General features: G+C 71.9%; 16 protein-coding genes. 10 read left to right on the plus strand and 6 right to left on the minus strand.

Annotated features, from left to right (window positions below; translation table 11 throughout):
* Window positions 1-36: 36 nt before the first annotated feature.
* The 3 genes from H5V45_RS16645 to H5V45_RS16655 all read left to right on the plus strand — a co-directional run bounded on the left by H5V45_RS16645 (window position 37) and on the right by H5V45_RS16655 (window position 3774).
* Complete coding sequence (locus H5V45_RS16645; protein ID WP_185253962.1) at window positions 37-1473, plus strand: MFS transporter; 1437 nt, start codon at window positions 37-39, stop codon at window positions 1471-1473.
* A gap of 30 nt (window positions 1474-1503) precedes the next feature.
* Window positions 1504-2499 (plus strand): glycoside hydrolase family 6 protein, encoded by a 996-nt coding sequence (locus H5V45_RS16650; RefSeq protein WP_185253963.1) that lies wholly within the window; start codon window positions 1504-1506, stop codon window positions 2497-2499.
* Window positions 2500-2571: 72 nt separating this feature from the next.
* Window positions 2572-3774, plus strand: a complete 1203-nt coding sequence (locus H5V45_RS16655; protein ID WP_185253964.1) for a winged helix-turn-helix transcriptional regulator — start codon at window positions 2572-2574, stop codon at window positions 3772-3774.
* 33 nt (window positions 3775-3807) lie between these two features.
* Here H5V45_RS16655 and H5V45_RS16660 read toward each other — a convergent pair whose 3' ends face one another.
* The 4 genes from H5V45_RS16660 to H5V45_RS16675 all read right to left on the minus strand — a co-directional run bounded on the left by H5V45_RS16660 (window position 3808) and on the right by H5V45_RS16675 (window position 8109).
* On the minus strand, window positions 3808-4533 hold the full coding sequence (locus tag H5V45_RS16660; RefSeq protein ID WP_185253965.1) for a hypothetical protein: 726 nt from the start codon (window positions 4531-4533) through the stop codon (window positions 3808-3810).
* Between the two features lie 47 nt (window positions 4534-4580).
* The gene (locus H5V45_RS16665) at window positions 4581-6065 is read right to left on the minus strand and encodes a glycosyltransferase family 2 protein (RefSeq protein ID WP_343061601.1); all 1485 of its coding nucleotides are present in this window, start codon (window positions 6063-6065) and stop codon (window positions 4581-4583) included.
* A gap of 152 nt (window positions 6066-6217) precedes the next feature.
* Window positions 6218-6478, minus strand: a complete 261-nt coding sequence (locus H5V45_RS16670; protein ID WP_185253966.1) for an acyl-CoA carboxylase subunit epsilon — start codon at window positions 6476-6478, stop codon at window positions 6218-6220.
* On the minus strand, window positions 6478-8109 hold the full coding sequence (locus tag H5V45_RS16675; protein ID WP_185253967.1) for a carboxyl transferase domain-containing protein: 1632 nt from the start codon (window positions 8107-8109) through the stop codon (window positions 6478-6480). The genes H5V45_RS16670 and H5V45_RS16675 overlap by 1 nt, the downstream gene beginning before the upstream one ends.
* Window positions 8110-8163: 54 nt before the next feature.
* On the opposite strand from H5V45_RS16675, the gene H5V45_RS16680 reads away from it, so the two are divergent.
* The 6 genes from H5V45_RS16680 to purE all read left to right on the plus strand — a co-directional run bounded on the left by H5V45_RS16680 (window position 8164) and on the right by purE (window position 12688).
* A complete protein-coding gene (locus H5V45_RS16680; RefSeq protein WP_185253968.1) occupies window positions 8164-8964 on the plus strand; it encodes a biotin--[acetyl-CoA-carboxylase] ligase in 801 nt (266 codons plus the stop codon).
* Between the two features lie 57 nt (window positions 8965-9021).
* Window positions 9022-9525 carry a PH domain-containing protein gene (locus H5V45_RS16685; protein WP_185253969.1) on the plus strand — a complete coding sequence of 168 codons (504 nt, stop codon included), beginning with the start codon at window positions 9022-9024 and terminating at the stop codon, window positions 9523-9525.
* Window positions 9512-10498, plus strand: a complete 987-nt coding sequence (locus H5V45_RS16690) for an adenylate/guanylate cyclase domain-containing protein (RefSeq protein WP_185253970.1) — start codon at window positions 9512-9514, stop codon at window positions 10496-10498. Before H5V45_RS16685 ends, H5V45_RS16690 begins: the two co-directional genes overlap by 14 nt.
* Window positions 10499-10625: 127 nt before the next feature.
* Complete coding sequence (locus H5V45_RS16695; protein ID WP_185253971.1) at window positions 10626-10964, plus strand: winged helix-turn-helix domain-containing protein; 339 nt, start codon at window positions 10626-10628, stop codon at window positions 10962-10964.
* 4 nt (window positions 10965-10968) lie between these two features.
* A complete protein-coding gene (locus H5V45_RS16700; protein WP_185253972.1) occupies window positions 10969-12141 on the plus strand; it encodes a 5-(carboxyamino)imidazole ribonucleotide synthase in 1173 nt (390 codons plus the stop codon).
* Window positions 12142-12151: 10 nt separating this feature from the next.
* Window positions 12152-12688, plus strand: coding sequence for a 5-(carboxyamino)imidazole ribonucleotide mutase (gene purE / locus H5V45_RS16705; protein WP_185253973.1), 537 nt, complete (start codon window positions 12152-12154; stop codon window positions 12686-12688).
* 13 nt (window positions 12689-12701) lie between these two features.
* Here the strand turns inward: purE and arfB are convergent, their stop codons facing one another.
* Window positions 12702-13157: an alternative ribosome rescue aminoacyl-tRNA hydrolase ArfB gene (gene arfB, locus H5V45_RS16710; RefSeq protein ID WP_185253974.1), complete on the minus strand. Its 456-nt coding sequence runs from the start codon at window positions 13155-13157 to the stop codon at window positions 12702-12704.
* Complete coding sequence (locus tag H5V45_RS16715) at window positions 13154-13561, minus strand: CoA-binding protein (protein ID WP_185253975.1); 408 nt, start codon at window positions 13559-13561, stop codon at window positions 13154-13156. Before H5V45_RS16715 ends, arfB begins: the two co-directional genes overlap by 4 nt.
* 163 nt (window positions 13562-13724) lie before the next feature.
* Between H5V45_RS16715 and H5V45_RS16720 the strand changes: the two genes are divergently transcribed.
* Complete coding sequence (locus H5V45_RS16720) at window positions 13725-14642, plus strand: Ig-like domain repeat protein (protein ID WP_185253976.1); 918 nt, start codon at window positions 13725-13727, stop codon at window positions 14640-14642.
* The last annotated feature ends 116 nt before the right edge of the window (window positions 14643-14758 follow it).

Here is a 14758-nt window from a genome sequence, read left to right on the forward strand (position 1 = left end):
ATCATTCAATGCCTTCTTCCACTCCCAGGGGTCACCATGTCCGTCCTCCCGCCCGAGGTCCTCGCCCCGGCTCCGTCCGTCGACACCCAGCAGGCACCTCGGCCGCAGCGCCGCGTGCCGGTCTGGCTGGCCGTGGTCGCCGCCTCGCTCCCGATGTTCATGGCCACGCTCGACAACCTCGTGATGACCACGGCGCTGCCCGTCATCCGCGCCGACCTCGGCTCCACGGTCGGCCAGCTGTCGTGGTTCATGAACGCCTACACGCTCGTCTTCGCCACCTTCATGCTGCCGGCGGCCACGCTCGGCGACCGGCTCGGCCGGCGCCGGATGATGCTGGTGGGCCTCTCGGTCTTCACGCTCGCGTCGATCGCCTCGGCGCTCAGCACCACCTCGGAGGCGCTGATCGCCGCCCGGGCCGTGCAGGGCCTGGGCGCCGCGGCGATCATGCCGCTCTCGTTGAGCCTGCTCGCGGCCGCCGTCCCGCCCGCCCGCCGCGCGGTCGCGATCGGGGTGTGGGGCGGGGTCTCCGGCCTGGGCGTCGCGCTCGGTCCGGTCATCGGCGGCGCCGTCGTCGAGGGCGTGAGCTGGCAGGCGATCTTCTGGCTCAACGTCCCGGTCGCCGTCGTCGCGCTGCCGCTGCTCCTGGTGGCCGTCCCCGAGTCGCGCGGCCTGTGGCAGCGCCTCGACCTCCCCGGCACGGCGATGCTCGGTGGCGCGGTGTTCCTCGGCATCTGGGGGATCGTGCACGGCAACGACGACGGGTGGACCGACCCGTGGGTGCTGGGTCCGCTCGTCGCGGCCGCGCTGCTCGTCCCGGCGTACGCCGTGTGGGCCCGCGGACGGGCGCACGCGGTGCTGCCGCTGCGGCTCTTCTCCTCGCGCGGCTTCTCGGTGGCCAACGTCATCGGCCTCTTCTTCACGCTCGGCATGTTCGGGACGGTCTTCCTGCTCTCGCAGTACCTCCAGATCGTCCAGGGCTACACGCCCCTCGAGGCCGGGCTGCGGACCCTGCCGTGGACGGCCGCGCCGATGGTGGTGGCACCGGTCGCCGGGATGCTCGCAGCGCGGACCGGGCTGCGCTCGCTGCTGCTCGTCGGGCTGACCCTGCAGACGGCCTCGCTGGTGTGGTTCGCCGCGCTGACCGAGAGCGGGGCGGCGTACTCCTCCTTCGTGGTGCCGCTCGCGATGGCGGGCGTCGGCATGGGCCTGACGTTCGCGCCGAGCGCGACCGCGGTGCTGGAGGGGCTCCCCGAGGACGACTTCGCCATCGCCAGCTCGGCGAACTCCACGATCCGCGAGTTCGGCGTGGCCCTGGGGATCGCGCTGCTGACGGCGGTCTTCCTCGGGAACGGCGGACAGCTCACCCCGGCCGGCTACGACGGCGCGATCGGGCCGGCGCTGCTGACCGGCGCGGCGGCGGTGGCGGTCGCGGTGGTGGCGGCCCTCGTCGCTCCCGGACGGGTGCGTCGCTGACGCTGTGGGACGCCGGGGCAGACTGTGCGCGTGACTCTGCGCGTGCCCCGGCGTCCCCGGTCGGTCCTGCTGACGGCCCTGCTCGTGGCGACGGCGTTGACCGGGTGCTCGTCGCCCGCCGAGGAGAAGCCCGTGGACGCCCAGGCCGTGAACCCGTTCTCCGAGGAGGCGGGGTACGCCGAGCCCGACTCGCGCGCGGCCCAGGCAGCCTCCCAGGCCGAGGCCGACGGTGAGAGCGAGAAGCAGCGGGTCTTCAGCCGCCTGGCCGCCGTGCCCCAGGGCATCTGGCTGACGCCGGAGGAGTACCCACCCGGCCAGGTCGGCCCCTACGTCACCTCCCTGGTCACGGCCGCCGACAAGGCGGGCAAGCTGCCGCTGCTCGTCGTCTACGGCATCCCCGACCGGGACTGCTCGGGCGGCTTCTCCGAGGGCGGGCTGACCGCGGCGCGCTACCCCGCGTGGGTGCAGGAGATCGCGACCGCCGCCGGCGCGGCCGACCGGGTCGCGGTCGTGCTCGAGCCGGACGCGCTCGCGGCCGCCCTGCAGTGCGCCGAGCTCGACCAGCGGATCCGCCTGATGAAGGCGGCCGTCGACGCGCTCGCGAAGGCCGGCGTGACGACGTACGTCGACGGGGGCCACTCCGACTGGATCTCGCCGACGGCCCTCGCGAAGCTGATGCGCGACGTCGGGGTGGCCAAGGTGCGCGGCTTCGCCACCAACGTCGCGAACTACCAGACCGACGACGACGAGCGCGACTACGCCGGCAAGCTCTCCAAGCTGCTGGGCGGCGCCCACTTCGTGATCGACACCGGTCGCAACGGCAACGGCTCGACGTCGGACTGGTGCAACCCGCCCGGACGCGCCTTCGGCACCGCTCCCGGCTTCGTCGACGACGGCACCGGCCTGGACGCCTTCGTCTGGATCAAGCCCCCGGGCGAGAGCGACGGCGAGTGCGGGGGAGGCCCTCCGGCGGGGGAGTTCTGGCCGGAGCGCACGATGGAGATCGCGGCCGCCTCCGGCTGGTGATCCTCGCCAAGTCGGCCGCCCAACTGGTGGTGCGCCGCCCGCGGAACCTCCCATCGTTGTTAGCATTCGGGCATGGGTGGGGAAGACTGGGTCGCGGTCATCGTCGAGGACGATCCGGACGTGCGTGACCTGATCGACATCGTGCTCACCCAGTCCGGGTTCCGGACCGTGAAGACGGAGAACGGCACCGAGGGTGTCGAGGCCGTCCGGGTCCACAACCCCCTCATCACGACGCTCGACGTCAACATGCCGGGCATGGACGGCTTCGCCGTCGCCAAGCGGCTGCGCGAGTTCAGCAACACCTACCTGATCATGATCACCGCGCTCGGCGACGAGATCGACGTCGTCCAGGGCTTCGAGGCCGGCGCCGACGACTACCTCGTCAAGCCGTTCCGCCCGCGCGAGCTGCGCGCCCGCGCCGACTCGATGCTGCGACGCCCGCGCTCGCGCCAGGACGCCCCGTCGAGCTGGACCGACGGCGACGCGCGCGAGGCCGAGCCGGCCCCCGCTGAGCCCACGGCACCGGCGGCGCCGCAGGAGGAGTCGTGGGCGGCCAAGGCGGCTCGCGACCTGACGGCCAACGCCCCGCTCTTCGCCCCCGAGACGCCGCGCTCCGCACCGGCCCCGGAGGCTCCGGCCCCGGCGGCGCCCGTCGCGCCCCAGCCGCCCGCCCAGCAGCCGGTCCAGCCGACCTACCAGCCGCCGGCCCCGGCAGCGCCCCCGGCGTACGTCCCGCCGCAGGAGCCGGCCTACCAGCCGCCCGCCCCGCAGCAGCCGGCCTACCAGCCGGCCTACCAGGCGCCCGAGCAGGCACCCCCGGCCTACGAGCCCCCGCCGGCTGCACCTGCGTATCAGCAGCCCACCTACCAGCAGCCGGCGTACGAGCCCCCCGCTCCCGCACCCCGGCACGCCGCGCCGACGCCGGACGGCTCGCCCGTCCCCGAGGGCAACTGGGTGCGCTTCAACGGCCTGGTGCTCAACCAGGAGACCCGCGTGGTCACCGTCAGCGGCGGCTCGGTCGACCTGACCCGCACCGAGTTCGACCTGCTGGCCTCGCTGCTCGGCACCGGCCGACGCGTGCGCAGCAAGGCCGACCTGGTGCTGACGATGCGCGGGCAGCAGTACGTCACGTCGTACTTCGTCAACGAGGCCGACAAGCGGTCCGTCGAGGTCCACATCGCGAGCCTGCGCCGCAAGCTCGGCGACGAGGGGTCCTCCCCGCGCTACATCGAGACCGTGCGCGGGGTCGGCTACCGCCTCGCCGAGGCGGCCTGACCCCTCCCCGGGCCGGTGCCGGCCCGGGACGCTCTAGTTCGCGTCGACCGGGATCTGGGCGACGTCGGTCTTCTTCTTCGAGCTGAAGATCGCGATCGGCACGGTCTGCCTGATCTTGCGCTCGTAGAACTTCGCCGAGCCGGGCGACGTCTGGATGTGCACGGTGGCGGTGAAGAGCAGGTCGATGCCGCGGGTGTCCAGCGACGTCGGGCCGATCTTCTGGTTGCGGAGCTCGAAGGCACCCTTCGGCGAGGTGATGATCATCCCGTAGCGGGTGGTCACGGGCTCGGGGTCGAAGGTGATCTCCTTCGCGACGGCCTTGAGGTTGTACGGGTGCTGCGTCCGGCCGCCGCCGGTGGTCTTGGTCCGCGACGTCACCTCGATGTCGCTCAGGTAGACCTTGCGCTTGGTCGCGAAGCGGTCGCGGATCGCGCGGTTCAGGTCGTAGGCCTGGAAGGTGAACGAGAAGAACTTGTTGCCGCGGGGGTACCACTCGTTGGTGCGCGGCGTCGACTTCGTGGGGTAGAGCGTGTAGACGAAGTCGAGGCCGTTGACCTCGATGTGCGACTGGAACGTGCCGTCGCGCGTGAACTGCGAGTCGTACGGCGTGGGCGTCGCGCTCGGCACGGCGCTCGTCTTCGACGAGCCGGGGTCGTCGCTCGTGCCGATGCCGACGATGGAGCAACCGGACAGCAGGGCCGACGTCGCCACGAGGCCGGCGAGGGCGCTCGCCAGTCGGGTGCGGACGGGTCGGTTCATGGGGGACTCCTGGGACGGGTGGTGGACGGCGGACGGGGTCCGTCGGGTCATGCCTTGAAGCCCCGGTAGCGGCGCATCGACTTCATGATCATCCACACGGTCTGCAGGATCGTGATGATGCCGAGGATCGGCCAGCCGACGGCCAGGATGTTCGAGGTCGTCTCGATCGGGATCTGGGTCCAGGCGACGCCGATGCCGGCGAGGAAGACGGCCAGGGCGAGGAAGGGGTAGAGCCACGCGGTGCCCTTGCCCCGCTCGGCCTTGGCCTGGGCCGCCCAGTTGTCGGTCTGCTGGCGGCTGAAGAACTTCAGCCAGGCGCGCACGAAGTGGCCCATGCGGACCATCATGTAGAGCTCCGCCGGGAAGACCAGCAGGACGAAGAGGTAGTCCTTGCGGTTGCGGAACTGCATCGAGTGCGCGACGCGGAAGTTCAGCCAGACGGCGGCGACCGGCGGGACGATCCACCAGGCGCGGAAGACGAAGGCGTTGATGGTCAGGGCGCCCATCAGCAGGATGAAGAACATCAGGCGGGTGGTCATGTTGATGACCATCGAGAGGTGCTCGAACCACCGCAGCCGCAGGTTGGGGTGGAAGGGCTGGCCCTTGGTGTCGCCGCGCTGGCCGGGCCACATCAGGTCGATGGCGCCGAAGTTCCACTTGACCTGCTGGGCGTCCAGCGAGCGGAGGGTGTTCATGCCGCCGACGTGGGCGCGGGCCCGGGCGCTGATCTTGGTGAGGTAGCCGGCGCTCTTGATCTGCAGCGACAGGAGGGAGTCCTCGACCTCGCTGTCGTTGACCCACGGGGTGCGCTGGTGGCTGTCGCGCAGCACGTCGCGCAGGGCCTGCGTGGAGAAGATCGAGAACTGGCCGCCGAGGACCGCCATGTTGCGGCCCTTGAGCATGTTCTGCATGTTGAAGGCGGAGAACTGCGCACGCTGGCCGGCGATGAGGAACTTCTCGATCGGGCCCTTGAGCGCGCTGTCGTCGATGCTGTAGACCGCGGAGATGCCGCCGATCCGGTCGTCGCTGGCGATCTCGTTGATGAGGTGCTCGACGGCGTCCGGCTCGGGGGTCGTGTCGCCGTCCACGCCGAGGAGGTAGTCCATCGTCTCGACCAGGCTGTAGCCGTAGTTGAGCGCGCCGACCTTCTTGTCGGGGTTCTTGCCGATGTCGTGGACGTAGATGACCGTGCTCTGCTCGCCCGTCGCGGTCTGGCGGGTGTGCGGACCGGCGTAGTGGCTGGCGACCTCGACCGAGTCGTCGCTGGTGTTGTTGATGATGACGTGGATGGCGTCCGGCAGGCGGGTCTGCTGGAGCAGGGAGTCGAGCACGCCGGCGATGGTCTCGCCCTCGTTGTACGCCGGGATGACGCACCCGATCGTGGGGCGGTAGGTCGGGATCGACTGGACCTCGTCGAGGAACTGGTCGGCGTAGGCGGACAGGCTCGGGTCGGGCGCCCGGACGTAGCGCGGGTCCTCGAGGCCGTCCGGCAGCAGCCAGGTGGCTTCCGGGCTCAGGCTGTTCGGGTCCACGCGTCTCGTCTCCTGTCGGGGCCGAGGGAGGGGCGGCCCGGTGTTTCGTGAGACCAGTCTGCTGAGGCCACCTCAAGGGTCACCTCAACAAACCCGCAAGTTTCCCCACCATTATGCGCAACGGGGCGGCCCCGTGGGGGAAATCCGCGGCCTCAGCGGGGCAGGCCGCTGGCGCGCCACCCGCCGGGGCCGGGCGCCAGCGCCGGGCGGACCCGGCGCTGGTGGGACTGCCACGCGGGCGTCCGGCGCCGCGGCTCCTCCGGGGCGCCCCCGAGCGAGCTGAGGACCGCGACCAGGGCCGCGATCTCCTCCGGCGTCGCGTCGGGGCTCACCACGCGCAGCAGTGGCGGCGTGGCGCCCTCGGTGGTCGGGCCGTCCCCGGTGGTCGAGCCTGTCGAGACCTCGTCGGCCATCAGAGCGGGATGTTCCCGTGCTTCTTCGCGGGCAGGACCTCCCGCTTGGAGCGCAGCAGGCGCAGCGCCCGGACGATCTCGATGCGGGTCTCGTGCGGCCGGATCACCGCGTCGACGTAGCCGCGCTCGGCGGCGACGTACGGGTTGGCCAGCGTGGTCTCGTACTCGTCGATGAGCTGGGCGCGCTTCGCCTCGACGTCGCCGCCCTCCTTCTCGACCTTGGCGAGCGTCTTGCGGTGGACGATGTTGGCGGCGCCCTGGGCGCCCATCACGGCGATCTGGGCGGTCGGCCAGGCCAGGTTGACGTCGGCACCGAGGTGCTTGGAGCCCATGACGTCGTAGGCCCCGCCGTACGCCTTGCGGGTGATGATCGTGACGAGCGGGACGGTCGCCTCGGCGTAGGCGTAGATCAGCTTGGCGCCACGGCGGATGATGCCGTTCCACTCCTGGTCGGTGCCGGGCAGGAAGCCGGGGACGTCGACGAAGGTGAGGACCGGGATGTTGAAGGCGTCGCAGGTCCGCACGAAGCGGGCGGCCTTCTCGGAGGCGTCGATGTCGAGCGTGCCCGCGAACTGCATCGGCTGGTTCGCGACGACGCCGACGGGGCGGCCCTCGACCCGGCCGTAGCCGATGAGGATGTTCGGCGCGAACAGCGGCATGACCTCGAGGAACTCCTCGTCGTCCATCACCGCCGTGATCACGTCGTGCATGTCGTAGGGCTGGTTGGGGGAGTCCGGGATCAGCACGTCGAGCGAGCGGTCGAGGTCGGAGACGTCGAGGACGCCCTGGCCCAGCTCGAACTCGGGGTAGACGACCGGCTCGTCGAGGTTGTTCTGCGGCAGGTAGGACAGCAGCGCCTTGACGTACTCGATGGCGTCAGCCTCGTCCGAGCCCATGTAGTGGGCGTTGCCGGACTTGGTGTTGTGCGTGCGCGCGCCGCCGAGGTCCTCCATCGAGACGTCCTCGCCGGTGACGGTCTTGATGACGTCGGGCCCGGTGATGAACATGTTGGAGGTGCCGTCGACCATGATCGTGAAGTCGGTGACCGCGGGGGAGTAGACGTGCCCGCCGGCGCAGGAGCCCATGATCATCGAGATCTGTGGGATGACGCCCGAGGCGTGCACGTTGCGGCGGAAGATCTCGCCGTACAGACCGAGCGAGACGACACCCTCCTGGATGCGCGCCCCCGCACCCTCGTTGATGCCGATGATCGGGCAGCCGGTCTTGATGGCGAGGTCCATCACCTTGACGATCTTCTCGCCGTAGACCTCGCCGAGGGAGCCGCCGAAGACCGTGAAGTCCTGGGAGAAGACGCAGACCTGCCGGCCGTCGATCGTGCCGTAGCCGGTCACGACGCCGTCGCCGTACGGGCGGTTCTTCTCGAGGCCGAACGCCACGGAGCGGTGCCGCGCCAGCTCGTCGAGCTCGACGAAGGAGCCCTCGTCGAAGAGCTGCTCGATGCGCTCGCGGGCCGTCTGGCGGCCCTTGGCGTGCTGCTTCTCGACGGCCTTGGCGGACCCGGCGTGGACGGCTTCGTCGAGCCGTCGCTCCAGGTCGGCCAGCTTGCCGGCGGTCGTGTGGATGTCGATGTCCTCGGGGACGTCGGTGCCTTCACCCGGGTGTGCGCTCACGCGTCTGGCCTCCTGGCTGGGTCGTGGGCCGATTCGTGGGCCAATGTAGTGCCCATGACCTCCGACCTGCCCGCTCGCCCACCCCTCGATGTCCCGCGGCTCACCGCGGCCGCTGCCGTGGAGGTGGTCGCGGCGACGCCCTCGACCAACGCGCTCGCCGTCGCCCGCGCCCGCGAGGGCGCCGCGGAGGGCCTCGTCGTCGTGACCGAGCACCAGACCGCCGGCCGCGGCCGGCTGGACCGCACCTGGGAGACCCCGGAGCGGGCGGCCCTGACCTTCTCGGTGCTGCTCCGTCCCGAGGTGCCCGCGGCCCGGTGGCCGTGGCTGCCGCTGCTGACGGGGTACGTCGTCGGCGAGGTGCTGCGCGAGCACGGGGCGGACGCCGGGGTGAAGTGGCCCAACGACGTCCTCGTGGGTCCGCTCAAGCTGGTGGGGATCCTGGTCGAGCGCGTCGACAGCCCCAGCGGCCCCGCCGCCGTCGTCGGCATCGGCATCAACGTCACGACGACGCGCGCCGAGCTGCCGGTCGAGACCGCCACCTCGCTGGCCCTCGAGGGCGTCGACGTCGACCGGAGCGACCTGCTCCTCGCGCTCGTCGCGCGCCTGCTGGGGGAGTACGCCGCGTGGCAGCGCGACCCCGGCACGACCCTGCGGGCGGCGTACGAGCAGGCGTGCGTGACGATCGGCCGCGAGGTCCGCGTCGAGCTGCCGACCGGCGCCCCGCTGACCGGGACCGCGACCGGCATCGACGCCGGCGGGCGGCTGCTCGTGCGCGGCCCGGACGGCGAGACGGCCGTCGGTGCCGGCGACGTGGTGCACGTCCGGGCGGTCGGCGGCGGCTCGTCCGGGGGCTGAGGGACCGCGTGCGCGGATCTGGCCTCGGGCCGCCCGTGCTGGTGCCATGATGCGGTGGTGGCCATCTCGCAGAAACTGCTCAACGACGGCGAGACCGTCGTCATCAGCACCCGCACGCACCCCAAGGCCCTGCTGGGCCCGCTGTTCTGGCTGGTCGTCGTGCTCGCGGTCGCCGTCGTGGCGACGCAGTACATCGACAACGGCACCGCCGACCTGGTCGTCTGGGTCCTGGCGGCCGCGGCCGTGGTCTGGCTCGTGCTGCGACCGCTGCTCGTCTGGCTGACCGCGTCGTACACCATCACCAACCGCCGGCTGATCACCCGCCACGGCGTGCTGACCCGGCGCGGGCACGACATCCCGCTGTCGCGGATCAGCGACGTGTCCTACGAGCTCGGGCTGATCGACCGGATGCTCGGCTGCGGCACGCTCGTCATCAGCGACGCCAGCACCAACGGTCGCGTCGCGCTGCCGGACATCCCGCACGTCGAGGAGACCCAGCGCCGCCTCAACCAGCTGCTCCACGAGATGAACGACCCGTCGCCGCGACATGACGGCGCCTGAGCCGGAGGGAGTCGGCGAGGAGCTCGAGCGCGCGATCCTCGGTGAGCGGCCGGCGTTCAACGCGAACGAGGTGGCGTCCGAGACCGGCGTGACGATCGAGGAGGCCCGTCGGCTCTGGCGTGCCCTCGGATTCCCCGAGCACGGGATGGCCACCGCGTTCACGCACGCCGACGTCGGCGCGGTCTCGACCCTGACCGAGCTGGTGGGCTCCGGGCTGCTGGACTTCGACACGGCGGTCAACCTGACCCGGGCGGTCGGCCAGACCATGGCCCGGCTCGCCGACTGGGAGGTCGCGACGCTGCTGCACCGCATCGAGCAGCTCGAGCAGGGCGACCAGTCGACCGGCAGCCGGGCCGGCTCCGCGACCCGGATGGTCGACGAGCTGAGCGGTCCCTTCGAGGAGCTGCTCCTCTACGCCTGGCGCCGGCACCTCGCGGCCGCGGTCGCGCGGATCGAGGCGCTCGGGGCGAACGAGGAGGACCTGCACACCACGCAGCTGACCGTCGGGTTCGCCGACATCGTCAGCTTCACCGCGCTCTCCAACCAGCTCAGCCAGGACAAGATCGGCGACCTCGTCGAGGTCTTCGAGTCCCGCTGCGCCGACGTCGTGGCCGCGCAGCGCGGCCGGGTGATCAAGAGCATCGGCGACTCGGTCCTGTTCGTGAACGACGACCCGATCCGGGCGTTCGACACCGCCGAGGGGATCATCAGCGTGATCGGCCGCGACGCGCGGATGCCCGACGTGCGCCTGGGCCTGGCGAGCGGCTCCGTCGTGATGCGGCTCGGCGACGTCTTCGGCCCGCCGGTCAACATGGCCGCGCGGCTCACCGCCGTGGCGCGGCGCAACCGCGTGATCATCGACGCCGACACCGCGGCCCTGCTGCCCGGCGACCAGTTCGAGACCCGGCGGCTGCCGGCCCGGCCGGTGCGCGGCTTCGGGCTCGTCGAGCCCGTCGCCGTACGCCGGCACTGAGCACCGGCCGTCCCGCGGCCGCCCACCCTGCGCCCCACCAGCCCCACCGGTCCAGCCGAGTCACGCGGGAGAGGGGCAATTTGGGCATTCGGCCCCTCGCGGGCGGCGACGTTCCTACCGTGGTCATGTGTTCGAGGTGCAGGGGATCCGGGTGGACCCGGACGAGCGGCGCGCGTGGCGGGGTGCCGAGGAGGTGGCCCTGTCGCGCAAGGAGTTCGACCTCGTGCACGCCCTGATCGCCCGGGCGGGCGACATCGTCAGCCGCGACGAGCTGATGCGCGACGTCTGGCACACGAACTTCTGGACCTCCTCGAAGACCATCGACGTCCACCTCGGGTGGGTGCGGCGCAAGCTCGGCGACGACAGCCGGCACCCGCACCTGATCACGACGATCCGCGGCCAGGGTCTGCGCTTCGAGACCGAGGACACCACGCGGCAGCCCGGCGTACCCCCCGCACTACGCTGACCGGGTGCCCGACTCCGCCCCGACCCTCGCCGTCATCGGTGGCGGGCAGCTCGCCCGGATGATGGCGCAGCCCGCGATCGCCCTCGGTCTGCCGCTCCGCCTCCTCGCCGAGGCCGAGGGCGTCTCCGCCGCCCAGGTGATCCCCGACCAGCTGGTCGGCGACTACCGCGACCTCGCCACGCTGCGCGCCGTGACCGCCGGCTGCCAGGTGGTGACCTTCGACCACGAGCACGTGCCCACCGAGCACCTCCACGCCCTGCAGGACGACGGGATCGCCGTGCGTCCCGGGCCCGAGGCGCTCGTGCACGCCCAGGACAAGGGCGTCATGCGCGAGCGGCTCGCCGAGCTGGGCGTCCCCTGCCCGCGCAACGCCATCGTGACGAGCGTCGACGACGTGGCGGCGTTCGGCTTTCCCTGCGTCCTCAAGACGACGCGGGGCGGGTACGACGGCAAGGGGGTGTGGTTCGTGCGGTCGGCCGACGACTGCGCGCTGCCGTTCCGCGCCGCCGAGCAGGCGGGGGTGCGGCTGCTGGCCGAGGAGCTCGTCGACTTCCGCCGCGAGCTGTCCGCGCTGGTCGCCCGGTCGCCGAGCGGCCAGGCCGCGGCGTACCCCGTCGTCGCCTCGACCCAGAAGGACGGCATCTGCCACGAGGTCGTCGCCCCGGCACCGGACCTGTCCGAGGCGCTGTCCGGACAGGCCCAGGAGATCGCGCTGCGCATCGCCGGTGCCCTCGACGTCACCGGCATCCTGGCCGTCGAGCTCTTCGAGACCACCGACGGCCGGATCCTCGTCAACGAGCTGGCCATGCGCCCGCACAACACCGGCCACTGGACCCAGGACGGCAGCGTCACGTCGCAGTTCGAGAACCACCTCCGTGCGGTGCTCGACCTGCCGCTCGGCTCGCCGGCCACCCGGGCCCGGTGGACCGTGATGGTGAACATCCTCGGCGCCGACCACGGTCCGGACCACCGGGGTGTCGGCCGGCTCTACGACGGCTTCCCGCACGCGATGGCGCGCGACCCGCGGCTGCGGGTGCACCTGTACGGCAAGGAGTTACGCCCTGGGCGAAAGGTCGGCCACGTCAACGCCTACGGGGACGACCTCGATGATTGCCTCGAGCGAGCGCGGCACGCCGCCGCCTGGTTCCGGGGCGACCTGGGCAACGAGAGTGAGTGAGGTGAGCCCGATGGCCACGTCCGTCGAGACCGATGGCACGACACCGCGCGTCGGCATCGTGATGGGGTCGGACTCCGACTGGCCGGTGATGAAGGCGGCCGGTGAGGCGCTGACCGAGCTGGGCGTCGCCTTCGAGGCCGACGTCGTGTCCGCGCACCGGATGCCCGACGAGATGCTGGCCTACGGCCGCGACGCCGCGGGCCGCGGCCTGTCGGTGATCATCGCCGGCGCCGGGGGAGCCGCGCACCTGCCCGGGATGCTGGCGTCCGTGACGCCGCTGCCGGTGATCGGCGTCCCCGTGCCGCTCAAGCACCTGGACGGCATGGACTCCCTGCTGTCGATCGTGCAGATGCCGGCCGGCGTCCCCGTCGCCACCGTCGGGGTCGGCAACGCCCGCAACGCCGGCCTGCTCGCTGCCCGGATCCTGGGGGTGGCCGACCCGGCGCTCCTGCAGCGGATGGTCGACTTCCAGACCGAGCTGGCCGCCACCGCGCGCGAGAAGGGCAAGGCCGTGCGCGGCGAGGCGTCGCACAAGCTCGGCTTCTGAGCGAGGGGCGCGGCTACTCGCCGGTGACCCGGCCCCGCAGCGACTTGGTCCGACCGCGCTGCTTCTTGGCCTCCAGCCGGCGCCGCTGCGAGCCCCGGGTGGGTCGCGTGGCGCGCCGGGGTGCCGGGGGCGGGGCGAGCGCGGTGCGGAGCAGCTCCGCGAGCCGCTCGCGGGCGGCGACCCGGTTGCGGTGCTGGGAGCGGTGCTCCGAGGCGACCACCACCACGGTGTCGCCCACGAGCTGACCGGCCAGGGCGGCCAGCACGCGCTCCCGCTGCCGGTCGTCCAGCGCCGACGAGGCGGCCACGTCGTACACCAGCTCGACGCGGGTGTCGCTCGTGTTGACCGACTGTCCGCCGGGACCGGGCGAGCGGGAGAACCGCTCGACGAGCTCGGCGGCGGGCACGACGAGCCCGCGGGGGAGACCGGGGCCGGACGGCACCGCCAGGTCCTCCCCGGGTCGGCTCACCGCCGTCGCCACTCGATGGCGGGGCAGGTGTCCATCACCATCGGCACGCCGGCGGCGCGGGTGCGGGCGAACGCGTCCTCGTCGACCACGCCCAGCTGGAGCCACACCCCGCGGGCGCCGACGGCCACCGCCTGGTCGGCGAACTCGCCGGCCGCCTCCGAGCGCCGGAAGACGTCGACGACGTCGACGGGGAAGGGGACCTCGGCCAGCGTGGCGTACCCCTGCTCGCCGAGCACCACGGGCGCGGCCGGGTGGATCGGCACGATCCGCTTGCCGCGCGACTGCAGGAGCTCCGCGATGCCGTACGCCGTGCGCGTGGGGTCGCCGGAGAGCCCGACGACCGCCCAGGTCTCGCAGTCGTCGAGCATGAACCGGACCGCCTCGGGGTCCTGCCAGTCACCCATGCGACCCAATCTAGGACCCCCCTCGCAGGCGTCGGCGAGGGGCGCGTGTGACGGGTGCCACTAGTTTTGGCATTCGGCCCCGTCCGGGGCCACCTGCCGGTTAGCGTGATCCGTCTTCACTACCGGGAGGTAGTGCCAACACATGCTTGAGGGAGCACCTCTGATGAACGTCGTCACCATGTCCAAGCGCTTCGCCGCCACCGGCGCCGTCGCCGCACTCGCGACCACCGGCCTGGTCGGCCTGAGCACCACCGCCGCCCACGCGGACCCGGTCGTCACCAACACCTACTCGTGCTCCGCTGCCGGGACCACCTTCCCGGTCGGCCTGACCACCAACGCCGTGGGCATCGAGGGCTTCCCGACGATCGCGGCCGGCTTCACGGTCCCTGCCGGGCTGCTGACGGTCACCAACACCTTCACCATCCCGGACCAGGTGCACTCTGCCCTGGGTCAGTTCCAGGTCACCTCGATCGCCGCCCCCACGTTCGCGGGCGACTTCGGCGGCAACCAGGTCCACGTGGCCGGCATCTCGGTCACCCTGGCGGGCATGACGCAGAACGCGGACACCTCGTGGAGCTCCGACTCCACGGACACGGACGGCGACGCCCGCGAGGGTGACGGGGTGAACGAGGACTTCGTGGTGCCGCAGGCCGGCGTCTACGACATCTTCTCGCCCTCGTCGCTGGACCTGGTCGCCACCACCGCCAGCGGCGGCAGCATCCCGGTCTCGTGCACCCTCGCGCCCAGCACCACGGCCGGTGCCTACCACCACATCACCGTGACCAAGAACAAGTCGGCCACGGCCGAGAAGGTCCTGGGCAAGATGACGCACACCAAGGCCACCAAGATCAAGGCCACGGTCACCACGCCCGGCACCAGCAACAAGGTCCCCAGCGGCATGGTCATCGTCAAGAAGGGCTCCAAGACCCTCGGCAAGGGCACGCTGAACGCCAAGGGCATCGCCACGATCAACCTGGGCAAGCTCAAGAAGGGTGTCTACAAGAAGGTCGTCACCGTCTATAAGGGCGACGGCTACACCACCACGAGCAAGTCGGCGCCGGCCAAGTTCACGATCAAGTGACCTCTGCCTGACCCTGCTCCACCCCGCAACATCCCGGAACGCCCGGTCGGTGCCACGTGCACCGGCCGGGCGTTCCCGCGTCCGGACCACCCGTCCACGAGCCCGTTACCCGGCAG

The organism is Nocardioides luti, from assembly GCF_014212315.1.
GTDB classification, from domain to species: domain Bacteria; phylum Actinomycetota; class Actinomycetes; order Propionibacteriales; family Nocardioidaceae; genus Nocardioides; species Nocardioides luti.